Origin of the sequence: Dactylosporangium sp. NPDC000555, from assembly GCF_040300025.1 — a bacterium.
GTDB lineage: Bacteria > Actinomycetota > Actinomycetes > Mycobacteriales > Micromonosporaceae > Dactylosporangium.
The window spans coordinates 1-24,110 of the sequence record NZ_JBEPDB010000071.1; the positions used below are offsets into that span (position 1 = coordinate 1).

Annotated in this window: 22 protein-coding genes; 14 read left to right on the forward strand and 8 right to left on the reverse strand. The window is 72.6% G+C overall.

Annotated features, from left to right (window positions below; all coding sequences use genetic code 11):
* The coding region (locus ABT297_RS32100) for an IucA/IucC family protein (RefSeq protein ID WP_350556157.1) at positions 1-1,314 on the reverse strand (1,314 nt) is incomplete at its 3' end.
* 168 nt (positions 1,315-1,482) lie between these two features.
* On the opposite strand from ABT297_RS32100, the gene ABT297_RS32105 reads away from it, so the two are divergent.
* Positions 1,483-1,824 (forward strand): hypothetical protein, encoded by a 342-nt coding sequence (locus ABT297_RS32105; protein ID WP_350556158.1) that lies wholly within the window; start codon positions 1,483-1,485, stop codon positions 1,822-1,824.
* A 145-nt stretch (positions 1,825-1,969) separates the two neighbouring features.
* Here the strand turns inward: ABT297_RS32105 and ABT297_RS32110 are convergent, their stop codons facing one another.
* Both ABT297_RS32110 and ABT297_RS32115 read right to left on the reverse strand, forming a co-directional pair.
* Entirely contained in the window at positions 1,970-2,338 is a 369-nt protein-coding gene (locus ABT297_RS32110; RefSeq protein WP_350556159.1) for a RidA family protein, read from the reverse strand.
* An 86-nt stretch (positions 2,339-2,424) separates the two neighbouring features.
* Positions 2,425-3,921 carry an MFS transporter gene (locus tag ABT297_RS32115; RefSeq protein WP_350556160.1) on the reverse strand — a complete coding sequence of 499 codons (1,497 nt, stop codon included), beginning with the start codon at positions 3,919-3,921 and terminating at the stop codon, positions 2,425-2,427.
* 119 nt (positions 3,922-4,040) lie between these two features.
* Between ABT297_RS32115 and ABT297_RS32120 the strand changes: the two genes are divergently transcribed.
* A complete protein-coding gene (locus ABT297_RS32120; protein WP_350556161.1) occupies positions 4,041-4,634 on the forward strand; it encodes a TetR/AcrR family transcriptional regulator in 594 nt (197 codons plus the stop codon).
* Between the two features lie 394 nt (positions 4,635-5,028).
* Positions 5,029-5,199 (forward strand): efflux permease Rv1217c-related protein, encoded by a 171-nt coding sequence (locus tag ABT297_RS32125; protein ID WP_350556162.1) that lies wholly within the window; start codon positions 5,029-5,031, stop codon positions 5,197-5,199.
* A gap of 242 nt (positions 5,200-5,441) precedes the next feature.
* Here ABT297_RS32125 and ABT297_RS32130 read toward each other — a convergent pair whose 3' ends face one another.
* Complete coding sequence (locus ABT297_RS32130) at positions 5,442-6,908, reverse strand: hypothetical protein (protein ID WP_350556163.1); 1,467 nt, start codon at positions 6,906-6,908, stop codon at positions 5,442-5,444.
* Positions 6,909-6,913: 5 nt separating this feature from the next.
* Positions 6,914-7,471, reverse strand: coding sequence for a hypothetical protein (locus tag ABT297_RS32135; protein WP_350556164.1), 558 nt, complete (start codon positions 7,469-7,471; stop codon positions 6,914-6,916).
* A 59-nt stretch (positions 7,472-7,530) separates the two neighbouring features.
* Here ABT297_RS32135 and ABT297_RS32140 point away from each other — a divergent pair, with 59 nt between their 5' ends.
* The 5 genes from ABT297_RS32140 (at position 7,531) to ABT297_RS32160 (ending at position 11,725) form a co-directional block, all read left to right on the forward strand.
* A complete protein-coding gene (locus ABT297_RS32140; RefSeq protein WP_350556165.1) occupies positions 7,531-8,637 on the forward strand; it encodes a serine/threonine protein phosphatase in 1,107 nt (368 codons plus the stop codon).
* 366 nt (positions 8,638-9,003) lie between these two features.
* Entirely contained in the window at positions 9,004-9,267 is a 264-nt protein-coding gene (locus ABT297_RS32145; protein WP_350556166.1) for a ribbon-helix-helix domain-containing protein, read from the forward strand.
* 5 nt (positions 9,268-9,272) lie between these two features.
* Positions 9,273-9,665, forward strand: a complete 393-nt coding sequence (locus ABT297_RS32150; protein ID WP_350556168.1) for a hypothetical protein — start codon at positions 9,273-9,275, stop codon at positions 9,663-9,665.
* A gap of 90 nt (positions 9,666-9,755) precedes the next feature.
* Positions 9,756-10,529: a hypothetical protein gene (locus ABT297_RS32155; RefSeq protein WP_350556169.1), complete on the forward strand. Its 774-nt coding sequence runs from the start codon at positions 9,756-9,758 to the stop codon at positions 10,527-10,529.
* Positions 10,530-10,936: 407 nt separating this feature from the next.
* Positions 10,937-11,725 (forward strand): lysophospholipid acyltransferase family protein, encoded by a 789-nt coding sequence (locus ABT297_RS32160; protein WP_502885684.1) that lies wholly within the window; start codon positions 10,937-10,939, stop codon positions 11,723-11,725.
* Positions 11,726-11,859: 134 nt separating this feature from the next.
* On the opposite strand, the gene ABT297_RS32165 is transcribed toward ABT297_RS32160, so the two are convergent.
* Both ABT297_RS32165 and ABT297_RS32170 read right to left on the reverse strand, forming a co-directional pair.
* Entirely contained in the window at positions 11,860-12,492 is a 633-nt protein-coding gene (locus ABT297_RS32165; RefSeq protein WP_350556170.1) for a helix-turn-helix transcriptional regulator, read from the reverse strand.
* Positions 12,485-15,067: a helix-turn-helix transcriptional regulator gene (locus tag ABT297_RS32170; protein WP_350556171.1), complete on the reverse strand. Its 2,583-nt coding sequence runs from the start codon at positions 15,065-15,067 to the stop codon at positions 12,485-12,487. Before ABT297_RS32170 ends, ABT297_RS32165 begins: the two co-directional genes overlap by 8 nt.
* A gap of 228 nt (positions 15,068-15,295) precedes the next feature.
* Here ABT297_RS32170 and ABT297_RS32175 point away from each other — a divergent pair, with 228 nt between their 5' ends.
* The 4 genes from ABT297_RS32175 to ABT297_RS32190 are packed head-to-tail and all read left to right on the forward strand — an operon-like array spanning position 15,296 to position 20,241.
* A complete protein-coding gene (locus tag ABT297_RS32175; RefSeq protein ID WP_350556173.1) occupies positions 15,296-16,813 on the forward strand; it encodes a dynamin family protein in 1,518 nt (505 codons plus the stop codon).
* Between the two features lie 55 nt (positions 16,814-16,868).
* Complete coding sequence (locus ABT297_RS32180) at positions 16,869-17,621, forward strand: nucleotide exchange factor GrpE (protein ID WP_350556174.1); 753 nt, start codon at positions 16,869-16,871, stop codon at positions 17,619-17,621.
* Positions 17,618-19,540: a dynamin family protein gene (locus ABT297_RS32185; RefSeq protein WP_350556175.1), complete on the forward strand. Its 1,923-nt coding sequence runs from the start codon at positions 17,618-17,620 to the stop codon at positions 19,538-19,540. The genes ABT297_RS32180 and ABT297_RS32185 overlap by 4 nt, the downstream gene beginning before the upstream one ends.
* 14 nt (positions 19,541-19,554) lie before the next feature.
* On the forward strand, positions 19,555-20,241 hold the full coding sequence (locus ABT297_RS32190) for a hypothetical protein (RefSeq protein ID WP_350556176.1): 687 nt from the start codon (positions 19,555-19,557) through the stop codon (positions 20,239-20,241).
* 66 nt (positions 20,242-20,307) lie between these two features.
* Here ABT297_RS32190 and ABT297_RS32195 read toward each other — a convergent pair whose 3' ends face one another.
* Entirely contained in the window at positions 20,308-21,804 is a 1,497-nt protein-coding gene (locus ABT297_RS32195; RefSeq protein ID WP_350556177.1) for an Hsp70 family protein, read from the reverse strand.
* A 104-nt stretch (positions 21,805-21,908) separates the two neighbouring features.
* Between ABT297_RS32195 and ABT297_RS32200 the strand changes: the two genes are divergently transcribed.
* Positions 21,909-22,673 carry a glycerophosphodiester phosphodiesterase family protein gene (locus ABT297_RS32200; RefSeq protein WP_350556178.1) on the forward strand — a complete coding sequence of 255 codons (765 nt, stop codon included), beginning with the start codon at positions 21,909-21,911 and terminating at the stop codon, positions 22,671-22,673.
* 22 nt (positions 22,674-22,695) lie between these two features.
* Positions 22,696-24,072 (forward strand): MFS transporter, encoded by a 1,377-nt coding sequence (locus ABT297_RS32205; RefSeq protein WP_350556179.1) that lies wholly within the window; start codon positions 22,696-22,698, stop codon positions 24,070-24,072.
* Positions 24,073-24,110: the final 38 nt, after the last annotated feature.

Sequence of the window (24,110 nt, forward strand, 5' to 3'; positions counted from 1 at the left end):
CGCGTCGTCCGGGCCGGCCGAGGCGCGGGCAGCGGTGGCGACGAGGTCCCACAGCCGCTCGTCGCCCAGCGCGGCGACCAGGCTGTACAGCACGGTCGTGAACGCCGCCGCGAGCAGCTTGGTGCGCAGCGCGTCCTCGTCTTCGGTCGGCAGGGCCCCGGTCAGCGGCGGCATCTCGAACCCGGCCCGGCGTAGCCGGCCGGGGTGCACGTGGATGCCGCCCAGGTCGCGGTAGTGCAGCCGCACCGGGCGGCCGTCGGCGATCTCGACGAGGGTGTTCTGCCCGTGCGCCTCCAGCGCCACCCCGAGTTCGAGCAGCCGCAGCAGCGGCGGCACCATCAGCTCGACCAGTTGCGCGAAGAACCCGGGCGTGAGCAGGTCCGGCCGTTGCGGTAGCAGGGCGAGGGGCACGACGGTCGCGCCGGCCGGGGGCGCCTGCCGCCAGAGGGCGCCGAGTGCCCGCTGCGGCTCGCCGGCCGCGTCCAGCACCGTGCCGGCGGACAGTTCCCGCAGCACATGGATTCCGGGTGTACGCCGGGAAAGCTCCGCCACCAGCTGTGAGGCCAGCGGCCCGTTGTGCACCGCCGGGGCGGACAGGGTCCGTACCGCGCTGGTCATCTGCACCTCGACCGCGGTCTTGAGGTGCAGCCCCGCCCAGTGCGTGCCGATCGGCTGCAGGGTGCGCAGCGACATCAGCGGCCGGGCCGGCACGTCCACGCCGGCGTCGCGGACCAGGCCCGAGGCGAGGGCCCGGGGCAGCTGCCACGGGTGCACCGGCAGCCGCGGCGGCACCGGCCGGCCCGACGTGCGCCACCGGGCCGGGTCGACGTCGATGAGGCGCAGGGTCACGGTCGGGTGGTGTTCCGGCGCGTACGCGAGCACGTCCAGGGTGCTCATCCCGATTCTGGTCCGGCAGCACGGGTGCAGCGGATGGCCGTCGACGATGGACTGTTCGGCGTCGGCGAGCGTGCCGCCGGGGCTGGGCGGGGCGGTCATCGCCAGGGCCAGGTTCGCCACCGAGTTGTCCAGCTCCCGGACCAGCCGCGGGTCCAGGCCGAGCGCGGCGGCGAGGGCGCCGGGGTCGTCGTGCGTGACGCCGTCGGCGACGACCTTGGCGACGGTCGGGCCGAACAGCGGCGGCGGCGCACCGTCCAGCCGGCCCGTGGCGACGATGTCCTCGCGCCATAGGGCGCCCCACAGGCGGGTCAGGATGGCCGCTCTGGCCCGCGGTACCGCTGCGGAGAAATCGGCGACGAGGTCGCTTCGGTGCATCCGCAGCGCGCGCAGGGTCTCGTCCACGTCGGGTGCGTCCACCCGCCGAGTCTAGGTGTGCCGCGCGGTGGCGCTGAGGCGGGTGGGATCCGTGTCGGCCGTTCGGCCCATTTCGTCCGCCCCGGCCGCCGGGCTGCCGGTTCACCTGCGCGGATGCTGTCATGTAGGCGAGGATCTGGGAGGAGCACGGACGCTTCGGGAGGCTCGAAGATGGAAATTCGACACCTGACGGCCGGCGCGCCGGCCGCCCAGCCGCCGGCCCCGCCGAAACCCGCCTTTCCGCGTCCGGTGGAGGCGCCGCCGCCCCCGCCGATGGGTGGCCTGCCCGCCTCGCAGCAGGTGCTGAGCAAGCTCACCCCCGGTGACCGGGCCGCGATCGCCGGCGCGACCGGCTACCAGCTGTCGCCGACCGGCGCGGTGACGAACGCGTCCCGCGCGGTCCCGCCCTGGTCGTTCATCATGGCGTTCGCGGCCTCCCGCACGGCGCAGCCGGTGGAGGGGCCGCGGCAGCCGTCCGCCGACGACGGCCACCACGTGGACCTGACCGTCTGACCGCACGGTGCGGGTGGGACGCGCCGGCACGCCGACGACCGGCGCACCCCACCCCACCAGTCTGCGCCGGGGCGGGGCCGGCCACTGTCCCGTTTCCGGGCCGGTTCGCATAGCCGGGCGCATCGCCCCGGCGTCGTACGTCCTGCTACCGTCCCGCGATGCAGGCCACGGCCTCGATCTCCACGAGCTGCCCCGGGTAGCCGAGCACGGCCACGCCGAGCAGGGTGGCGGGCGGGCGGTGCGCGCCGAGCCGGTCCCGGTAGAGGTCCCAGGCCACGACGAGGTCGCCGCGGTCGGTGCTGGCGACGTAGATGGTGGTCTTCACCACGTCGCCGAGGGCGGCGCCGGCCCCGCCGAGCGCCGCCTCGAGATTGTCCAGGGTGCGTACCGTCTGCGCGGCCAGGTCGCCGGGGGCGACGACGGTGCCGTGTTCGTCGAGGGGGCAGGCGCCGGCGGTCCAGACGTGCCCGGCGGCGGTGGCGGTGTAGTCGTACTCCACGCTGTCGGTGAGCATGCGGGCAGCCTAGTCAGGCCTGGCGCTGCTCACGATAGGTTTTCCAGCGGCCCAGCACCGCCGGCAGCTCCGCGTCCGCGTACGTGCTAGGTGCGGTTCGTAGCCTCGATTCGCCTGCCCAGGTCGCTTGCTCGTGGTGGTGGGGAGTCTCGGAGGGGGCGGAGCAGGATGAGCGTTACGGCCAGGGCGAGGGCCGCGAAGGCGCTGCTGGTCCAGAATCCCGCCCGCATGCCTTCTGCGATCGCCTCGTTGCCGACTGGAGTGCCGACTGGAGTGCCGGCTGCTGTGTTGATGGAGGACACGGTGGCGAGGATCGCGATGCCGAGCGAGGCGCCGATCATCATCGCCGCTTGCAGGACACCGGAGGCGGCGCCTGAGATTTTCGGGTCGACGGTGGACATGATGGTGACGTTGAACGGCACCACGACCAGGCCAAGGCCGGCTCCGGCCAGCAGCAGCGGACCGAAGATCCCTGTCCAGAAGCCCGTTGCCGCTGAGATCTGCGTCAACCACAAGGCGCCGGCGAGGATCAGGCTGATGCCGGTCGCCGCCGTGACCCGTGCCCCGTACCTGCCCAGCGGCCTGGCCGCGTTCTGCGCGGTGATCAGCATTCCGCCGGCCATCGGCAGGAACGCCGGGCCCGCCAGCAGCGGGCTGAATCCGAGGACTTCCTGCATGAACTGCACGAGCAGGAACTGCATGCTCAACGTCACCATCGGCACGAGCAGAATGCCGAGGTACGCCCCAGCTCTGGAGCGGTCGGCGAACAGTCCCAACGGCACGATCGGATGGGCCGCGCGGCGTTCGAGCACCACAAAGGCGATCAGTGCCACCGCACCGGCGATCAGGGGTAAAAGCGTAAACGGGTCAGTCCAGCCGTGGTCGGCGGCGCGTGCGAGTCCGAACACGATGCCGGTAGCACCCAGGGCAGAGGTCAGGGCGCCGATCAGGTCGAACCGGCCGGGGTTGCGGGGCGTCTCGGTGACGTATCGGGGGGCGAGCAGCACCATGAGCAGGCCGATGGGCACGTTGACCAGGAGCGTCCAGCGCCACGAAAGCGTCGTGGTGATGAGCCCGCCGAGAACCAGCCCCAGAGTCATCGCCGCGGCGGTCACCGAGGAGTAGATGCCTAGCGCCCTGGTCTGTGCGGTGCCCTGGAAGTTGGTGATGATCAGGGCCAAAGTGCCCGGGCCGGCCAGTGCGGCCCCCACGCCCTGGACGGCGCGCATCACGATCAGCCACTCCGCGTTCGGTGCCAGGCCGCCGAGCAAGGAGGCGATGGTGAACACCACGATGCCGATCACGAATATGCGGCGTCGGCCGAGAATGTCTCCGGCGCGCCCACCGAGCAGCAACAGCCCGCCGAACGCCAGCAGGAACGCGTTGGGTACCCAGGCCAGGCCCGACGCCGAGAATCCCAGACCTTCGCGGATGGCAGGCAGGGCGACGTTCAAGATCGTGCTGTCGAGCATCAGCATCAACTCGCAGCCGACCAGGACCATCAGAGTCAACGCGCCTGCCCGTCCCAGCCTCGGTCGGCGTGCCTCGGGTTTCGTGACGCCAGGGGTCGGCGAGTTCGACATGGTTCCTCCTGACTACAGTGAACAGCGACGTTCCCAATTAGTGAACGGCAGCGTCTACTATAGGGCCGGATGCCCCGCCCAACCGGGCCACCCGCCGGCGCCCGAGTGGAGGAGTCTCGATGTCCGTACCGGCCCAGACCCGTCGCCGGGGGGAGCAGTTGCGAAGTGCGATCTTCGACGCGGTCATCGACCAGCTCGGCGAGGTGGGCTACGGACGGCTGAGCATGGAAGGCGTGGCCGCCGCGGCGCAGACCGGCAAGGCGGCCCTCTACCGGCGTTGGGACAGCAAGGAGGCACTGGTCCGCGAGGCGCTACAGGAGCTCTTACCCCTGCCTCCAGAGATCGCCGACGGCACCGACCTGCGGACGGGTCTGATCACACTGCTGTCGTACTTCAACTCCGCACTGTTCGACTCCAAGGGCGCCGCGTTCCAGGCCGTGGCCGCCGAGAGCGGCACCGATGTGACCGTGCTCCGAGAGATTTTCCACACCCGTGTGACCGCCCCCTGCCAGGAACACATCACCGAACTGGTTCACCGGCACATCGCGTCCTCCGGCACGACACCGAACCATCGATTCCGGGACGACATGTTCGCCACCGTCGGCCCGGCGATGCTGATGTACCACTGCCTCAACGGACAGGACAAGAGCACCGACAGCCAAATCGAATCCGTCGTCGACAACGTGCTCCTGCCCCTGATCCAGGTGTCGTAGCGATACCTGTACAGCGCGATGGTGGCCGCGTGCGCCTGCCACTGCGCTCGCGCCTTCAGCTGCGGGCGGGGCTTGCCGAGACGGGCGATCCACGCGGCCTCGGCGTCCTGCGCTTCTTGCGCGAGTCGCCGGGCGGCGTCTTCGATCAGGGCCTGCCGCTCAACAAGCGCCGCGTGCACGTCGTCGGTAACCGGGTCGGCCGGGGTAGCGACGAGTCCGGCTACTCGTGCGCGGTGGTTCTTGCCGGCCGGGCGTCAGCTGGCTGGTGGCTTGATAGAGCATGGTCGAGAGCTGTGCGGCGGGGTCGGCCTGCTCGTCGCCGGGCGTCAGGCGCGGCGCGAGGCGGCATCGCCGCGGCGCTGTACGGGCTGCTGCCACGCGCCGCCACCGCGCCGTGGGCGCGTTCCTGCTCATAGCGTTCCTCGGCCCGGTCCTCAAGGCGCCCGGATGGGTGCAGAACCTGTCGCCGTACACGCACACACCACACCTGCCGGGGCCCGCACCGGCCGGGCATCCTCGCCGCGCCGCCGACCTGGCTGACCGCCATCACCGCGACATCGGCTGATTCCCGGAGCCGCTCAAGTTGACATAATATACATTATCGAACAACTGCCGGGGGCTGCTCAGGCGCTGCGGCACACGACGATCTTGTCGAGGCGTCGAGCGCTCTCCGCGCCGCGGCTTTCCGGGGCTCTGGTGGTTCAACCCACAGCGGTGGGCACGTCGGACCGCTGGTGGGGGGCGTGTGCGTCACGCACCGGCTTTGAGAGCCACCTGGTACGACGTCCCAACTCCGCCACGGCGCCGCTATGCCCGTCGCTCTCCGTAGCGAACGATCGGCATTGCTCGTGTCGTGGGCCATCGCCGTTTGTCGAGACATTCAGGAATCTGCACCGGCGGTCCACAAGTACAGCGGTTGCCTGTTCCCGCCTTGCGGAGCATTCGGCGGAAATGCCGCCCAGCCGTGCGCGGCATTGTCGAAAAATGGTCGCGATGCACCGGCGGCCGTGTATTTCCGTCAATCATTCGATGCGTTGCCGGGCCAGCGGGCCGGCGTAGCTGTGGCGTGCATGCACGCCGATGCTTCGGGACAGGAGCGGACCGCCCGTCGCCGCCCACCTGGCGCGGCGCGGGATCACAGTCGCTTGCCGCGGTGCCGCTCGCGGGGCGTTGTGCCTGTTCAGGCTGCGTGACCGGCGGAGGCGGCGAGGGCGGCACCGGCCCCTGCACCGATCCGTGCACCGAGCCGTCCCGCTGGTCGCTGACCCCCGGCGGGGTGTCACCGCGGACACGGCGGAGCTTCTCGGCGTGACGTCTCGCAAGGCCCCAGTCCCGATGCCTTGCATGCTCCCGGCGGAACTGCTCCTTCGCCGGAGAATAACGACGTGACCTGGTCCGGTCACGCATGGCAGCCAACTCCGCCCTTGAAAACAACCCCAGCTGCCCCATACATACAATTATCCCAGAACCCGACCGAAACCACCGCCCCGAACAGCAGTCCACAATGTCAAATGGTGCACGCTCATGGCACCCCTTTATGTCTAGGCGCCGCTGATACCAGGGCTTAGGGTGGTTTGGTGGCGGGTCCGGGAAGTGGCTTGTCCGAAGGGCGTGAGGTCTTCCCGGTGGCCTCTTCGCGTCGAAGTAGGCGCGGTCTTCGGTGCGGTTGCGTAGCTGGACCACGGCCATGATGTGCACCGTGCGGTTGATCGGGCTGATGTCTGCGACGTCTGCCAGTAGGTGGGCTGCGCCTGTGGGGCCGATGCCGCGCAGCTCCATCAGGGTGGCGCTGCGGGCGGCCACCAACTCCTTGAGGTCCTTCTCCGCGGCCTTGATCTTCTTGTCGATCCCCTCGAGTTCACTGATCAGCTCGACGGCGAGGCGGCTTCTGGACTTGCCCACGATGTCGCGGGGTTTGACCCGCGACATCGTCGCGCGGGCCTGTGGCGCGGCCTCGCAGCGCCACCATCGCCACCGAGTGCGCATCCACCAGGTCGGTTTTTTGCGGCCGTTGCCGGTGGCGAACACCCGCACCTGCGCCGACAGCTTCGCGGGCACGTCGAGCACCGTCTCACCGTCGTGGACCAGGCGGGCCGTTGCAGCGCCCTCGACCGTCCAGACCCGATCGGCGTACTTGCGGCCGGCGGCGAGCATGTCGGCGTAGCCGGCCTTGTCAGTCCCAAAGCGGCCCATCGCGAGCACCCGGCCGCGTTCGTCGACGACCTCGATGGTGGCGGAACGCTTGTGCGGGTCCATCCCGATGATCACGCTCATCGCGTTCAGGTTTCCGGCTTTACCTGCGGTTCGTGACGACGTGGGACGAACGACCCGGTCGCTGAGGTCGCCGCCAGGTAGACGCCGTAAATCGTGACCATCACCCCGACGAGCCACGCCGCGAGGAACCCGGGCGCCGGCGCCTGGGGCTCGTCGATGAACAGCGGCTTCAGGGCCAGGACCAGCGCCAGGGCGGGCACCCCGCCGAACAGCAGCAGGTTGGGGTGCGACGCCCGGGGAAACGGGAACGGGTACGGAACCTGCTGCCGGTACCGCTCCCACCCGAGCCCCTCGATCGTGGGCTCCAACTCGTCACGGATGTACTCGACGATGGTGGCGATCGCCCCGACCTGCGCGACGGATGCGGTGCACAGCAGGCAGCTGCTGAACGGAACGATCAGCAGCCACGGCGCCCACGACGCGTGCCAGAACGCGATGACGAACAAGGCGCCGGCCGTCAGGACCTGCAGGATGAAGATCTGCTGCTGGGCGGCCGCGCGACGGTCGATTTCCCGTCGCAGCGCAGCGAACTCGGCCAATCGGCCATCAAGGCGGTCCGGCATGCCCAAAGAGTAGGTCAGCCGTCAATGTCGAGCGGCCGCCGGTGGGTACGCTCGCGGGTATGTCTCACCAGGCGCGTGTGACCAGGTACGGCGACGTGTCCACCGCGCTGGCCGCGCTCAGTGACGACGGACTCGGTCGTCTCGTGGCCGGCGCGCACGACACCGGGTCGGGTATCGGCGGTACCTCAGCGCTGCTGATCCTGGACGGCATCCCGGTCTTCGTGAAGAAGATCCCGCTCACCGACCTCGAACGCCGCCCATCCAACGTCATGTCCACCGCGAACCTGTTCGCCCTCCCGACCTACTGCTACTACGGGGTCGGCTCCCCAGGATTCGGCGCCTGGCGGGAGCTCGCCGCCAGCACCATGACCACCGACTGGGTGCTCGCCGGGCAGAGCGAGGCTTTCCCGCTGATGTACCACTGGCGGGTGCTGCCCGGCGCGGCACCACTGGCCGGCGAGCACGCCGACATCGATCGTGTCGTCGACTACTGGCACGGCTCACCGGCGGTACGGCAGCGGCTGCACGCCCTCGCCGGCGCGTCGGCCAGCCTGGTGCTGTTCCTGGAGTACGTGTCCCACAATCTCCGGGACTGGCTGGCCGAGCAGCTCGCGGCCGGTCCCGGCGCGCTCGAGCACGCCTGCGCCATGGTCGAGCGCTGCCTGCGTACGGACGTCGCCTTCATGAACGCCAACGGGCTGCTGCACTTCGACGCCCATTTCGGCAACGTCCTGACCGACGGCCGCCGTCTCTACCTGGCCGACCTCGGCCTGGCCACCTCAACCCGGTTCGACCTGTCCCCGCCCGAACGGGACTTCGTCGCGCGGAACCTCAGTCACGACGCCTGTCACACCATGACGGAACTGGTCAACTGGATGGTCACCAATGTCGCAGGCGTGACCGACCCCGGCGCCGGTGGACCCGTCGAGCGCAATGCCTACATCCGCCGCTGCGCCGCCGGGGCGAGGCCCACCGGCGTCCCAACCCGGGTGGCCGCGCTCATCAACCGCTACGCGCCCGCGGCAACCGTCATCAACGACTTCTACTGGAGCCTCTTCGGCGAAAGCCGGGCCACCCCGTATCCCCTGGAAAAGATCACGCAAGCACTCGCCCAGATCCCCGGCGGCCTCCCTGCCGCGATCCGGGACGAAGCGGTTGGGTCGTGACATGGCTCGCATCGCCTACAACGGTCGCGACGCGGCGGTGTTCGAGGATACCCGCCAGCTATCCGGCCAGGGACTCGCCGCCTGACGTGACGCGGCGACCCGGCACCCGCCTGCTCGACCTCGGCGCGGGCACCGGCATGTGGGCACGGGCCTTCACCGCAGGTCCCGCAGACGACCGCGCCGTCGCTTCAAACCGAATCCGGCCCGGTTATCGACGCGCAGCGGCGCTGGGTGGAGAATCCTGTCACGTTGGGTAGCGAAACCGGGTCCGTTCGGGCCTTATCCATGCAGCTCGGCGCGAATATTCACCTGGCTGGGTGATGCGACGCTCTGTGATGCGGCGTATGCGGCCGCTACCCTATGCGTATGCGTGAGGTGCGCAAGGAGCGGGTCACGGTGACGATGCCCGCCGATGACGCCGCGGCGGTGCGGCGGTTCGTGGACGCGGGCGGTGCGGAGTCGGTGTCGGCCTACGTCGCCGAGGCGGTGCGGGGCCGGCTGGCCCGGGACCGGGCGCTGCTGACGCTGAACGAACTGTATGCGCGGCGCGGGGTACGGCTGGATCCGGAGCACCACGCGTGGGCGCGCGAGGTGCTGGGGGTGGCGCCCGCGAGCGGGCCGGTGTCGTGACCGCGGTGGGGGGACGAATCCTGGACAGCTCGGCCATTCTCGGGTTCGTGGCCGGCAAGCCGTACAGCTCGGCGATCGTGTGGCACGCGGTGGACCAAGGCGTGGTGCTCGCCGTTCCGGCGGCAGCTCTGGCGGAGGCGTGGGCGCAGACGTCGCCGAAGGACTACGACGTGCTGAAGGTGCTGCTGAGTCTGCCGGTGGTGGTCGTGGACGACCTGACGGCGGCGGACGCGGTGGACAGCGGGGCGCTGTTCGCCGGTGAGGGCGGCCCGTCGCTGGTCGCGGCGGCGCACGTGGTACGGCGGGCGCAGGCGCGACCGGGCTGGGCGATCGTCACGGACCGGGCGGATATGCTGCGAATCCTCGACCCGCAGGCGGAGATCGACGAGCTGCCCTGACCCACGTACGGTGTGTCGCACTCGGAAAATGTCATAGGCGGCTGGTATGACTGTTCCGACACATGTTCGAATGATGGGTTGGAGGGTGCGATGGTTGCCGCGCAGACCGCGGCCGAGGGCTTGTCGACGGTGGATCTGGAGCAGATCCGGGTCGTCCTCGCGGCCGGCCGGAAACCGAAGGTCATGTTCACCGAGCAGGCCGGGCAGATCGCCGGGCAGCTGGGCCAGGTCGTCGCACTGACCGACCCGGAGCTGTCCGACGAGTGGGTCGTGGTCCGGTTCGGCCGCGACGAGCTGCCCTTCTCCCCCGCCGACCTGGCGATCGCGCCGAAGGCCCCACCGGCCAAGCGCGCCTCCGTCATTCCCGCACCTCGTGAGGAGAGCCCCGTGCCAGCCCCTTCCGTGACCGCCGACACCGCGACCAGCGACTCCCCGGCCAAGCCCGACTCCCCCACCGCCACCGCGGCGCCCAGCGCACCGCCGGCGGCCCCGGAGCCGGCCGCGAAGCCCGCGCCCGCGGCGCCCGCCGCCGACGCGGAGCCGAGGTCGTCGGGCAAGCCGCCGGCGAAGAAGGCCGCCCCGAAGGCGAAAGCCCCGGTGGGCCTGACGGTCACCCTGGCCTACGCCGACGGCGAGTGGACGGTGGCGGCCAACCAGGGCTCGAAGGCCCTCGCCAAGCCGTATGTCATCAAGGCCGGCGAGGCCCTGAAGATGGTCGCGATGCTCGACGTGCCGGGCGTGCACGAGGCGGTCGAGGAGATCGTCACCGCGGCCCGCGCCGAGGCCGAGACCCAGGCGGAGCGCCTCCGCGCCGAGCTGGCCGAGATCGAGGCGAGACTGGCGGAGCTGCGCGAGGCCGAATAGCGAGGCCGGGACCGCGGGACCGATCAGGTCGCCGGCCGCCCGGGCCACACCGGGGCGGCCGGCGACGAGCGGCGGCGATGTGTCGCGGGTAAAGAACAGCCGTCGGGACGGTTGCGCCGCGGGGCGGCGGCGATACCGTTCCAGTGTCCGGATCGGCGCACCCGGTGCGCCGGCCGAAACGACATGGCGCTGCGCGGCGGCGCCACCCGAGATGTAGAACCCGAGATGCAGAAACGGACAGGCGGCACGTGAGCGACGGGGAGCCAGACGGCGGGCGGCAGGCCGACGACGCGACGATCACCGCGGCCGGATCTCCTGTGGCGCCCCGGCTGCGGGCGCCCCTCGACGCCGATCCGGCTTCCATCGTGCCCCCGGGTGCCGGCTCCTCCCCCGGCGCGTCGTCGGGGCTGCGGCAGTCCCCTGACGCGGATGCCGCGGCGGTGGCGTGGCGGGTACCGCGGACGTGGCGGGTGCTGCTCGGGCTCGCGCGGGTCGTCATCATGCCCGTCGCCCGGCTGCGGGTCACCGGGGGCGTGCCGGAGGGGCTTCGCGGCGGGCCGGTCATTCTCGCGGTCAACCACATCGGGCCGTTCGATCCGGTCGCGATGACGGCGGCGTGCCGGGCGGCCCGGCTCGCGCCGCGGTTGATGGCGACCGGTGGGTTGTTCCGGGCGCCGGTGGTCGGGGCGGTGATGCGGGCGGCCGGGCACATCCGGGTCAACCGGCGGCAGGCGGACGTGGCCGCGGCCGTCGACGATGTGGCCGCGGCGCTGGCGGGCGGGGCGCATGTGCTCGGGTATCCGGAGGGGCGCATCACGCTCGACCCGGGGATGTGGCCGGAGCGGGGCAAGACGGGGCTGGCCCGGGTGGCGCTCGCGACCGGGGCTCCGGTCGTCGCGGTCGCGCAGTGGGGTGCGCACGAGGTCGCGGCGTGGGGCGGGTTCGGGCCGACGGTGCGCACGCTGTGCCGGGCGCTGGTGCGCCGGCCCGTGGTGCGGGTGCACTTCGGGGCGCCGGTCGACCTGTCCGGGATCGACCCGGCGGCGGCCGGGGCGGCGCAGCGGGCCACGGACCGGATCATCGACGCGATCACGGCCGAGCTGCGGCCGTTGCGGGTCGATGAGCCGCGGCTGCCGCGGTACATCGACCCGGTCCGGCCGCTGAGCGTCCAGCGCCGGCACCGCCCCGCCGCCTGAGCGGCGGCGGGAACGCGGGTCGAGGCTCCCGCGGCACATCGGGCTGCCGACTGAGCCGGCGACCGGAGCGCCGGTCCGGCCGTTGAGCGTGCGGCGCCGCCCCCGGCGGCGTGCACCGGCGGCAGGGGTATGTCTCAGGCGCCCTCGCGGCGCATGCGCAGGTAGGCCAGGACCGCCTCGCGGGTGGTGCGCACGCCCAGGACCTCGCGGGCCTCGGCGATACGGCGGTTCGCGGTGCGTAGCGACAGGAACTCCGCCGCGGCGGCTGCGGCGATGGTCTCGCCGCCGGCGAGGCGTTCGAGGAGGGCGCGCTGCTCCGGGGCCAGGACCGGGCCGCCGGCGTCCTCGGTGGGGGCGGTGCCGAGGTCGGCGTCGGGGTCGGTGGTGACGGGGCCGATGCGGCCAAGGTCGGCGAGGAGGGCGCGGCCGATGTCCCCGGCGGCGTCGCTGATGGCGACGATGCCGGCGCCGCGGGCGGCGGCCAGCAGGGCCAGTTCGGCGGTGTCGGCGTCGGCGACCCGGCCGAACAGGGCGAGCCTGGCCTCGGAGACGTCCCAGGCCTGGTCGGTGAGGGCGAAGCCTTCCCGGGTCGTCCAGCCGGCCCGGGCGAGCCTGCGCAGCACCGCGGTGGCATCCGCGCCGGTCGCCACGACGTACCGCGGTGCGAGTGCCGGATCTTCCGCCATCAGCGGCCCATCGGTGAAGACATGCGCCCACCATGCGATGAAGATGCCGTCCGGCACAAGGGCACGCGGCCACTCATCCAAGTTCCTCGATGGCCAGGGCGGCGGCCTCGGTGCGGGTCCGGGCGCCGAGCTTGCGCATGCCGGAGCGGATGTGTGTCTCCACCGTCTCCCGGGAGATGCCCAGCTGGCCGGCGATGCGCCGGGTCGGCTCGCCGTTGGCGACCAGCCGCAGCACGTCGCGTTCGCGGTCGGTGAGCTCGTCGCCGGCGCGGCGGCCGCGGGTGTCCCGGCGGATCGAGTGCCGGCGCAGCGCCCGGCGGGCCCGGCCGAGCAGCACGACCAGGCCGGCCTCCTCGGCGAGGCGCTCGGCCTGCAGCAGCGGCGGCACCGCCAGCTGCGCGCCGTCCTCGAGCAGGCCCTGGGCGAGCAGGCAGCGGACCTCCTCGCGGCGGGCGAGCTCACGCCAGGCGGCGGCGGCCTCGGCGAAGCGGTCGGGGGCCTTCCACGCCTCGAGGGTGGCCCGGACCGGCGCGAGGGGCAGCGCGGCGGAGGCTGCGGCATCGGCGGAACCGTCGGAACCGTCGGCGCCGGCGGAGTCCTCGAACCCGGAGGCGGCAACCCCGGCGTCGTAGGCGGCCCAGCGGGCGGTGATGCGGCGCAGCCCGTCGACAAGCGGCGAGGAGGCCGCGGCGTCGAGGTCGCGGGCCGGGTCGTACGCCTGGTCGGGGCGCCCGTCGAGCCAGGCCGCCTCGCGGGTCACCCAGTCCAGGACCGGGCCGGCCGACGCGGGCCGATTCTGCAGTGCCTCCAGGCGGGCGCGGGCCGGGGCGAGCAGGCCGCCGTCGGCCTCGGCGAGGCTGGCGGCGGCCACGGCGTAGCCGCGGGCCAGGGCGGGTAGGGTCCGGTCGGCGAGGTCCCCGGCCCGGCGCACGACCTCGTCGATCTCCTCGCCGCGCAGCGCGTCGCACCACAGCTGGGCGGCCAGGAACCGGGTCTGCCAGCTGTAGGCGAGGTCGCCGGCGCAGGCGGCGGCGGCCGCGGCGGCGGCCTGGGCGGCCTCGGCGAGGCGGGCGTCGGCGGTGAGGGTCTCCACCAGCAGCCACGCCGACCAGCGGGCGGCGAGCGCGTCGCCGGCCTGGCCGGCGGCGGAGGCGGCGGAGGCCAGGCCGTACTCCCAGCCGGGCTGGCGGGTGCCGGCCCGCACCGCGGCGATCGCGGCGCGCAGCCCGGCGTGGGCGGGCGTGTCGCCGTGGACCGCGAGCAGTTCCCCGGCGCGGGCCAGCGCCCCGCCGGGGTCGGTGGTGAGCATGGACAGCAGCCGGATGCGGTCCCGGCCGCCGACGATCTCGGCCGGGGCGTCGTCGGGCACGGCGGCGACCGCGGCCGCGGCGGCGACCGGGCTGCCCTGTTGCAGCAGGGCCTCGCCGCGCAGCACGGCGCCGACCGGGTCGGTGGTGGCCGGGTCGATGACGCGCAGGCAGGAGCCGGGCCGGCCGGCGGCGAGGGCGGCGCGGGCGGCGGCGACGCGGACCTCGGGCTCGGCGTCGACGCCGGGCAGGTCGCAGGCCAGCAGCAGCAGCTCGGCGCGGTCGCCGGAGGACTCGGCGGTCGCGGCGGCGCTCACCGCGACCCGGTAGGCCTCCGCGGCGGCGCCGGCCGCGGCGAGGTGCCGGGCGGCCTCGCGGGGCGGCACGAGGGTGGCGAGGCGGCGGTGCAGGGCGGCGCGCTCGGCGGTGTCGAGCAGGCCGGCGGCGACCTCGGCGGTATACGGGGACACGGGCGCGGCGACGCCCTCGGCAAGCTCGACGAGGCCGGTCTCGACCAGCTCGGTGAGGCCCTCGCCGAGCACGGTCGCGGTGACCGGGCGGCCGAGCAGGCCCAGGGCGGCCATGGCGGTGCGGGCCGGGCGGGTCAGGTCGGCCAGGGCGCCGGCGACGGTGTAGGCCAGGCCCTTGTCGAGGCCGTCGCCGCCGTCGCGGGGCGTGCCGCCCTGGGCGACGTGCTTGGCGAGGGCCGTCACCGCGAGGGGCACCCCGCCGGCGCGACGGACCAGGTCGGCCACGACGGCGGTGGACGCCGACGGGGCCAGCTGCCGCACCAGTGCGGCGGCGGCGTCGGGCGGCATGGGCGGCATCGACAGCCATGCGCCGGCGCTGGCGGCCGCGGTGCGCAGCGCGCGCTCGGCGTCGCCGGGAAGGCGATGGGGTGTGCGCAGCGTGACAACTATCCGACAGTGTTCGGCGATCGCCGGGAGGGCGGCCATCGTGAGCGGATCCGCCCACTGAAGGTCATCGACGAGCAGCAGCCCGTGACGGACACGGGAGCGGACGGCCTCGGCGAGCAGCGGCGCCTCGTGTGACGGCAGTCGCACCCGTACCGCGCGCGACAGCGGCAGGGCCGGCACGCCGCGCAGCATCGCCAGGGCGCCGCCGCTGAACACCTGACCGCGGAAGGACTCCCCGAGGCGCTTGAGCACGCTCGTGCGGCCCGTCCCCGGCGCGCCGGCGATGACCACCAGACCGGGGTTACGCAGGGCGTCCACCGCCACGGTGAGCAGCTCGGCGGGCGGCCACGCCGCGGCAGGAACGCTCGCCCGGCCGACCACCGCCGACCCGGCCGCCGAGGCGGCGGGTTCATCAGTCGGTGCCTCAGGCACGGGGCGCCTCCATTCCTGGCACGAACATGGGATCCTGCGCGCGCAGGATATTCGTAATGTGTGTGCCGTACGTGCGGGACATGACGGTACTGATTTGCACCCAGGAGCGAATAATGAGCGAGGTCCACCCCTTGGACACCCGAGGGTACGTCGGCATTGTGGCTGAGCACACCGGCCTCGCGCAGTCGGTGATCAGTCTGTGCGCGACGTCGAAGCGGGGCTGACCCCGTGGCTCCAGGACCGCTGAGCTCCCGCGTGGCCGACCTGTGCGGCGAGGTCGGCAACCGTCTCGGAGGCGCCGCCCAGGCCCAGGTCGTCGACGTGCGGCGGCGGCTCGGCGAGCCGCTGCGGGTCGCGATCGCCGGCCGGCTCAAGTCCGGCAAGTCGACCCTCGTCAACGCGCTCATCGGGCGGCGGGTCGCGCCGACCGAGGTCGGCGAGTGCACGCGCATCGTCACCCAGTTCCGCTACGGCACGTCCGACCGCGTCGACGTGGTCAAGCGCAACGGCGCCCGGGTCAGCCTCCCGCTGGACGAGGCCGGCATGATCCCGCAGCGGCTCGGCGTCGCCCGCCACGAGGTCGCCTACGTCGACGTGACCCTCACCAGCGACCACCTGCGCGACCTGACCGTCGTGGACACCCCCGGCCTGTCCAGCGCCAACACGTCCGTGTCCGACCAGGCGCGGCGGTTCCTGTTCTCCGAGGCGCCGATCGACGACGACCTGGACTCCGACTCCGCCGGGGCACTGTCCGGCGCCGAGGCCATCATCTACGTGTTCACCCAGTCGGTGCGCGAGGACGACGTGCAGGCCCTCGAGGCGTTCCGGTCGATCTCGGCCCGGCTGTCGAGCAACCCGATCAACTCCCTCGGCCTGTTCAACAAGGTGGACAAGCTCGCCGGCGGCGGGCAGGACCCGTGGCCGATCGTCGCGCCGCTGGCCACCGACCAGTCCAAGGTGCTGCGCCGGGTCGTCTCCGATGTCGTGCCGGTCGTCGGGCTGCTGGCCGAGACCACCGAGGCCGGGCGGCTCACCGCCGCCGACTGCGAGGCCCTGCGCCAGCTCGCCGCCCTGCCGCAGGGCGAGCGGACCGTGCTGCTGGCCTCCGTCGACCTGTTCACCAGCCGCGAGTGCACGGTGACCCGCGAGTCGCGGGAACGGCTGCTGCGCCTGCTGGACCTCTACGGGATCAGCTTCGCCATCGCCCAGCTGGTCGCCAAGCCGACCCTGGCCACCGGCGAGCTGGTCCGGACGCTGTTCCAGGCCTCCGGGTTCCCGCGGCTGCGCCAGACCCTCGACCACGCGTTCCGGTGGCGCACCGACGCCATCAAGGCCGGGTGGGCGCTGTCGAGCCTGGAGAAGATCGCCAGCCACGCCGAGCGGCCCCACGACCGGGAACTGCTGCGCGACGCGATCGAGCGGGTGCTGCAGCAGCCCGAGTCGCACCGGCTGCGGCTGCTGGAGGTCGCGCAGCTGGTCACCACCGGCGCGGTCGACCTGCCCGACCAGATGGAGGGCGAGCTGACCCGCCTGGCGCTGTCCAACGACCCCGGCTGGATCCTCAACCTGCCGGCCTCCGACCGCGACCAGATGGTCCGCGCCGCGCTGGACGCCGCGACCCGCTGGCGGGCCTACGCCGTGGCCGGCGCCAGCCCCTCGCAGTCGCGGGTCGCGCTCGTCGCCCACCGTGGTTTCTACCTGCTGTCCCAGCGCATCCGCGGCGGGGGGCAGGGACATGCCCGTTAGCAAGCCCGTCAACAGCCCAGCCAGTAGCCGAGGCCCCCACCCCCAGGAGCCGAAGATGTCCTCCAACAGCCTGCGCCTCGTCGCGGTCGCCGTCGCGCTGATCATCGCGGTGCTCACCGGCGCGGCGGCCGGCCTGATCGGCGGCGGACCGGACTGCCCGGGCGGGACGGTCACCGCGCCGCCCGCGACGAACACGGCCAACGGCCCGGCCAAGAGCAGTGGCACGCCCGACCAGCCGGACAACCCGCTCACGCAGGCCCAGACGGTCAAGACGCAGCCGTGCACGGACCGGAAGTCGTTCGGGGTCGAGCCGGCGCTGGTCTCGTTCGTCGGCACCCTGTTCGTCGGGGCGGCCCTGCTGCTGCTGTTGCTGCTGGCCTCCCGCGGCTCCGGCGCCGCCACCGCCCCGGTGTCCGCGCCGCCCGGCCGTGGCGGCGGCCAGGCCGACGCCGACCGCCGGGCGCTGGTCCAGGCGTCGATCTACGTGCGGGACCGGGTCACCAGCAAGGCCCTCGGCGACCGGCTCGGCGCCGCACTGCAGGAGGCCGGCGTCACCACCCTCGAACCGATCGGGGTGCGCTTCGACCCGGCGCACCACGAGGCCGGCGGCACGACCCCGACCAACGATCCGAGCCTCAGCGGGCAGATCTCCGGCGTGGAGGTCCCCGGCTACCTCGACCGCGACGGGCGGGTCCTGCGGGCCCCGATCGTGACGGTGTTCCAGGCCGCCCGCAACGCCGGCGGCGCCACCGGCGCCCACCCGACCGTCCAGACGACCCAGCAGCCGCGCAGAGAGCAGCCACGATGACCTCGACCTCCAACGCACCCGCCGGGCCGCAGGCGCCGAACAAGCCCGCCGACCCCACGGCCGCCCTGGGCAAGCTGCTCAAGGCCGGCGTCGAGGGCAGCCTCGCCTACCTGCGCAAGATCGACCCGGACGCGGCCGCCGACATCGACACCGAGCGGCGCCGCGACGTCCAGCGACCCCGCATCGTCGTGGTCGGCGAGACCAAGCGCGGCAAGAGCTCGCTGACCAACATGCTCATCGGCGTGCCCAACCTGTCCCCGGTCGACGCGGCCGTGGCCACCGCCTCCTACCTGGAGTTCCAGCACAACCCGCAGCACGGCGCCCGCGCCTACATCCCCGGCCGCGAGGACCCCGTCCCGCTCGGCCTGGGCGACCTGCGCGACTGGGGCACCGTGCTGGGCCGGCTGCCCGACGGGATGCGGCCGCCGCGGCGCATCGAGGTGCAGCACTCGGCGCCGCTGCTGCAGTACCTCACGCTCATCGACACGCCCGGCACCGGCGGGCTGGACTCGATGCACGCCGAGGTCGCCATGGACGCGGTGGAGAAGGCGACCGCGCTGCTGTTCGTCGTCGACTCGTCCTCGCCGTTCTCCAAGCCGGAGATGAACTTCCTCATCGAGGCCAGCAAGAAGGTCAACTTCGTGCTGTTCGCGCTGACGAAGGTCGACGCGTACCCCGGCTGGCGCACCATCCTCGCCGACAACAAGGGCCAGCTGCAGACCCACGCGCCCCGGTTCGCCTCGGCGCCGTGGTTCCCGGTCTCGGCCCGGCTGGCGGAGCTGGCGATGCAGATGCCCAAGGAGGCCGCCGGCGAACTGATCCGCGAGTCGCGCATCGCCGAGCTGCAGCACGCGCTCATCAACCTGGCCGGCAAGGGCCACCTGCTGGCGCAGGCCAACGTGCTGCGCTCGGTGCGCTCCGAGTACATCCGCGTCGACCAGGAGTTCGGCGACCGGATGAAGGCCACCGACCCCGACCCGGCCGACGCGGAGCGGGCCAAGGAGGAACGCACCCAGGTCGCCACCCGCAAACGCACCGAGTCGCGGCAGTGGTCCCTGGCGCTGTCCACCGAGACCCAGCGGGCCCGGGTCGAGGCCACCACGCGGCTGCGCAACTACGTGACGCAGCTGCAGGAACAGTTCATGGAGAAGATCGACAAGGGCGGCCGCAGCGACATGCAGGAGCTGCCCGCCGAACTGGACAAGGCGCTGTACGCGCTGAGCGTGCGGCTGTCGCACGACCTGGAGTTCCGGTTCCGCAAGGTCGGCGAGCGGGTCCTGGCCCAGGTGTTCCACCCCAACGAGCTGCAGCACGTGCTGCGCGGGCTCAACGCCCGGCTGCGCCACGCCCTGGGCACCAAGCCGCGCCGCGAGCAGTCCGGCGACGGCGCCATGGTCGTCATGTCCTCGGCCGGTATGGCGATGATGGCCGCCCGCGTGCCCGGCATGCTCGGCGGCGCCAGCGCGCTCGGTGCGATCGGCCTGGCCGGCGCCGGGCTCGTCCTGCCCGTCGTCGGCGTCGGCCTCGGCCTCGCCGCCGGCGCCTACATGATCTTCAAGCGGAAGAGTATGGCGGACAAGGCCCAGGCCCGCGCCTGGCTGCGGGAGGTCCTCGGCGAGGCCCGCGCCGCGCTGTCCGACGAGATCATGCACCGGTTCACCGACCTGCAGTACGCGCTGACGCTCGCCCTCGACGAAGCGATCGAGCGGCGCCTCAAGCAGCTCGACGCGCACATCGCGAACATCGACAAGTCGCTGGCCGAGGACAAGGCCGAGCGCGCCAAGCGCAAGGCCGCGTTGAACACCGAACGAGAGGGCCTGCGCGCCCGCATCAAACAGGTCGACGAGGTGCTCGTGCGCATCCGCGCGCTCACCCCGAACGCGCCTGCCGATGCGGCCGACGCGTTGGCCGAGGCGTAGGGGGTTGACGTTCCATGGACGGGCACTGGGAATGGTCTGACGGCGGCGACGACGCCAACACCGCGGACCTGTCCGGCGACACCGGGCACGACCTGCACGGCGGCTTCGCCGAGGACTATGGCGCCGACTTCGCAGACGGGCACCTGCACGCCGAGTTCGGTGCCGAGGACCACGACCTCGGCGGCGGGCACCTCGACTCCCGGCACGGGGGCGACGACCTCGAGGAGCCGCTCGGCACCGAGCACGCCGCCGCGGAGTACGACCAGGCCCTGCACGACACCACGGACGCCCACGACCCCGGCCACGATCACACGGACACCAGGGATCACACGGACAGCGACCACGCGGATACCACGGACGACCAGCACGAGGCCGCGTTCGGCGCCGACCCCGACGTCCAGGCCGGCGCCGACGACCCGGCCTGGCACGAGGCGCAGTTCCCCGAGCCGCTGCACCTGCAGGACCCGCCGGAGCCCGTCGACGGGTTCCCGTGGAGCGACGCCGACGTCCTCGGCGGCCCCGACCACAGCCTGTCGGCCGCGTTCGACCCGGCCGTCACCGGCCACGGGCCCGCCGAACCGGGCGGCCTGGCCGACTACGCCGGCGTCGACGTCCCGTCCGGCGCCGACGCGTGGAGCCTGCTGCTGGGCTCCGACGACCCGGCCGCCAGCAGCCTCGCCACCTTCTGGGCACCTCAGTAACGAGCCGAAGACCAAAGCGGCGGCGGTACCCCTCGCAGGTACCGCCGCCGCTTTGGTCTTCGTCGTTCAGAGCGCCATCCTCAGCAGGATCACGAACAGCACCACTACCACCACCAGGACCAGGATGATCACGGCCATCCAGTTGCGCTCCGCCGCCTCGCCCGGCTGCGCCGGGGCCTGCCGGGCCGCCTGCGGCGGGAACGGGCCGGGCCTTCCCGGCTGCACGACCGGTGGCGGGGCCATCGGCTGCGGCGCCGGTTGGGGCCGGAACACGGGCTGCTGCACCGGCGGCGGGACGACCGGCGGACGCTGCACGACGGGCTGCGGTACCCCCGCGGGCCGCGGCGGCACCACCGGCGGGCGCTGCACCGCCGGGGAGACCGGCACGCCCGACATCGGCGCCGCCGACACCGGCGCGTGCGTCGCCGCCGGAACCGGCCGCTGCTGTTGCGGCGGCGGGGTCACCTGCCGCGGCATGCCCGACGCGCGGGCCGGGGTGGCCGCCACGCCGATGCACAGCGCCCCCTCGACCACGACCGTCTCCGGCTGCTCCAGGGTCGTGGGCGCCACGCCCAGCTCGGTGTGGATCAGGTGCGCCGCGAGCGGGATCCGCGACGACCCGCCGACCAGGAAGATCCCGACGAGATCCTTGGGCTGCAGCCGCGCCGACTCGATCGCCCGGCGCAGGCACGCCACCGTCCGCTCCAGCTGGGGCCGGACGAGCGTCTCCAGCTCCTCACGGGTCATGTGCGCGTCGATCTCCATCGACGGCAGGTGGATGTCCGTCGACGCCGTGCGCGACAGCATCTCCTTGGCCCCGCGCACGTCCTCGTACAGCATCCGGCGCAGCCGCCGGTCCGAGGCGTCGGTCGGGTTGGACAGCGACGCCCACTTCTGCGGGTGGCTCTGCGAATACGTCTTGCCCAGGTGCTCCACGATCGCGTGGTCGAAGTCCAGGCCGCCGATGTCGGCCAGGCCGTCCTCGGCGAGCACCTCGAACCCGGACTGGGTGCGGCGCACCACGGTCGCGTCGAACGTGCCGCCGCCCAGGTCGTAGATCGCGAGGCTGCGGCCCACCGGCACCGCCGAGCCCAGCACCGCGGTGAAGTACGACGCCGCCCCGACCGGCTCGGCGATCAGCCGCGGCGTGCCCAGCCCCGAGATGCGGGTCGCCTCGATGAGCAGCGACCGGCGCCGCTCGCCCCACCGCGCCGGGTGGGTCAGGCGCACCTCGTCCGGCGCGCCGCCCAGCTGCCGCCGCGCCTCCGTGTTCACCTGCGACAACACGTGCGCGAACAGGCGCGGCACGGGCATCGGATGGTCGCCGATGAACACCTCGCCGTCGTCGATGCGCCGCTTCGGGTTGGGTTCGAAACGGGCCGGGTCCAGCCGTGCGTTGCGCTCGGCGTCCCGGCCGACGAGGACCTTTCCGTCGGTGTTGAAGTACAGGGCAGAGGGCAGCAAGGGGGAACCGTCGAACAGCAGTGGTCGCATCCGCGCGTCCGGCGTGCGGACCATCGCGACCGTGTTCGACGTGCCGAAGTCGATGCCGAGCACGCGCATGTGCGTCACCCTACCTTTGCCGTTCCGCGCTCTGCGTCGGCCGTCAAGCCTGCCGTAACCCGCCGTTGCACGAAGTTGACCGAAGACCGCTGCATACTGGCCGCGTGAGACAGCAGGTGCCCTACCTCGACACGCCAGGACCGCTGGGCTTCGCCCACCGCGGCGGGGCGGCGGCCGGTGACGAGAACACGACAGCGGCGTTCGCCCGTGCGGCCGGGCTCGGGTACAGGTACATCGAGACCGACACGCACGCCACCGCCGACGGGGTCGCGGTCGTGTTCCACGATGACACGCTGGAGCGGCTCCTGGGGCGCCCGGGTCGGATGATCGACTTACGGTGGGCGGATCTGCGGACCGAGCGCGTCGGCGGTGCCGCCGCGGTGCCCCGCCTCGACGAGGTCCTCGCCGCCTACCCGGACATCCGGTTCAACATCGATGCGAAGACCGACCATGCGGTACAACCGACGTTGGAGGTCGTGGAGCGGCTCAAGGCGCACGAGCGGGTCCTGCTCGCCTCGTTCTCCTCCGCCCGGCTGCGCCGCATGCGCCGCCACGCCGGCCCGGCCGTGGCCACCTCGATGGGCATGCGGGAGGTTGCCGCGCTGTGGGCGGCGTTCCAGGTGGGCCGCCGCTACACCCCCGCCGAGACCGTCGTGGCGGTCCAGATCCCGCCGCGGTACGGCCGGATCCCCCTGGCCACCGAGCAGTTCGTCGACTACTGCCACCGGGCCGGGCTGCACGTGCACCTGTGGACGATCGACGACCCGCACGAGATCGCCCACTTCCTCGACATCGGCGTAGATGGCATCATGACCGATCACATCGAGGTGCTGCGCGAGGTGTACCGGACGCGCGGCATCTGGCACTGACGCGCCCGAGGAAGGGTCCCCCGTGTCCACTGTGGATGACAGTGCGCAGGAAACACGCCTGAGCACCCGCCGGGAACGCACCGGCTGGTACTTCTACGACTGGGCCAACTCCGCGTTCTCCACGACCGTCATCACCGTCTTCCTCGGCCCCTATCTGACCTCCATCGCCGAGAAGGCCGCCGGCTGCCACGACGACGGCTGCGCCGACGCCGTCATCCGCCCGCTCGGCATCGCCATCGCCCCGGGCGCCCTGTTCCCCTACACGGTGTCACTGTCGGTGTTCCTCACCGTGTTCGTCCTGCCGGTCGTCGGCGCCATCGCCGACCGCTCGCCGCGCAAGAAGCAGCTGCTGGCCCTGTTCGCCTACATCGGCGCCGGCGCCACCACCGCCATGCTGTTCCTCACCGGCGACCGATACCTGCTCGGCGCCGGGCTGTTCCTGCTGGCCAACGTCGCCTTCGGCGCGTCGGTCGTGGTGTACAACTCGTTCCTGCCGCAGATCGCCGACGAGGAGGACCGCGACCGGGTCTCCAGCTTCGGCTGGGCCTGGGGCTACCTCGGCGGCGGCCTGCTGCTGCTGTTCAACGTCGCCGCCGTGCTGATGAAGGAGCGCCTCGGCCTGTCCACCGGCGAGGTCGCCCGCTACAGTCTCGTCTCCGCCGGTCTGTGGTGGGCCGGGTTCACCACCATCCCGCTGCTGACGCTGCGGAACCGGCCCCCCGCCGCCGAGGCCCTCGGCGCCGCCGGCAACGTCCTCACCGACGGGTTCCGGCAGGTGTGGCGCACCCTGAAAAGCCTCAAGGCGTACCCGCTGACCCTGCTCTTCCTCGTCGCGTACCTGATCTACAACGACGGCATCCAGACCGTCATCTCGCTGGCCAGCCAGTACGGCACCCAGGAACTGCAGCTGGCCGACAGCGTGCTGGTGCCCACCATCCTCATGGTGCAGTTCCTCGCCTTCGTCGGCGCGCTGGCCCTGGGCCGCCTCGCCCGCGCCATCGGCGCCTGGAAGACCGTCCTGGTCAGCCTCGTGCTGTGGACGCTGGTCGTCCTCGTGGCGTTCTTCCTGCCCGCCAAGCAGGCCGTGCTGTTCGTGGTGCTCGGCGGCGCCATCGGCCTCGTGCTCGGCGGCAGCCAGGCCCTGTCCCGGTCGCTGTTCTCCCAGCTGATCCCGAAGGGCAAGGAAGGCGAGTACTTCGGCATCTACGAGATATCCGACAAGGGCACCAGCTGGCTCGGGCCGCTGCTGTTCGGCCTCGCCTACGACCTGACCCGTAGCTACCGCGTCGCGATCGTCTCCCTGCTGGTGTTCTTCGTGGTCGGGTTCGTGGTCCTCGCCGCCGTGCCGATGCGCCGCGCCATCGAACAGGCAGGTAACACCCCTCCGGCCCGCTTGTGACCGGAGGGTGTCGCCTACATGACACCCTGCGTTACTGT

Excerpts from the sequence above, each read along its gene's own strand:
- ABT297_RS32105 (WP_350556158.1), top strand. The coding sequence starts at position 1,483 with ATGGAAATTCGACACCTGACGGCCGGCGCGCCGGCCGCCCAGCCGCCG.
- ABT297_RS32110 (WP_350556159.1), bottom strand. The coding sequence starts at position 2,338 with ATGCTCACCGACAGCGTGGAGTACGACTACACCGCCACCGCCGCCGGG.
- ABT297_RS32115 (WP_350556160.1), bottom strand. The coding sequence starts at position 3,921 with ATGTCGAACTCGCCGACCCCTGGCGTCACGAAACCCGAGGCACGCCGA.
- ABT297_RS32120 (WP_350556161.1), top strand. The coding sequence starts at position 4,041 with ATGTCCGTACCGGCCCAGACCCGTCGCCGGGGGGAGCAGTTGCGAAGT.
- ABT297_RS32130 (WP_350556163.1), bottom strand. The coding sequence starts at position 6,908 with ATGAGCGTGATCATCGGGATGGACCCGCACAAGCGTTCCGCCACCATC.
- ABT297_RS32135 (WP_350556164.1), bottom strand. The coding sequence starts at position 7,471 with ATGCCGGACCGCCTTGATGGCCGATTGGCCGAGTTCGCTGCGCTGCGA.
- ABT297_RS32140 (WP_350556165.1), top strand. The coding sequence starts at position 7,531 with ATGTCTCACCAGGCGCGTGTGACCAGGTACGGCGACGTGTCCACCGCG.
- ABT297_RS32145 (WP_350556166.1), top strand. The coding sequence starts at position 9,004 with ATGCGTGAGGTGCGCAAGGAGCGGGTCACGGTGACGATGCCCGCCGAT.
- ABT297_RS32155 (WP_350556169.1), top strand. The coding sequence starts at position 9,756 with ATGGTTGCCGCGCAGACCGCGGCCGAGGGCTTGTCGACGGTGGATCTG.
- ABT297_RS32180 (WP_350556174.1), top strand. The coding sequence starts at position 16,869 with ATGTCCTCCAACAGCCTGCGCCTCGTCGCGGTCGCCGTCGCGCTGATC.
- ABT297_RS32185 (WP_350556175.1), top strand. The coding sequence starts at position 17,618 with ATGACCTCGACCTCCAACGCACCCGCCGGGCCGCAGGCGCCGAACAAG.
- ABT297_RS32190 (WP_350556176.1), top strand. The coding sequence starts at position 19,555 with ATGGACGGGCACTGGGAATGGTCTGACGGCGGCGACGACGCCAACACC.
- ABT297_RS32195 (WP_350556177.1), bottom strand. The coding sequence starts at position 21,804 with ATGCGCGTGCTCGGCATCGACTTCGGCACGTCGAACACGGTCGCGATG.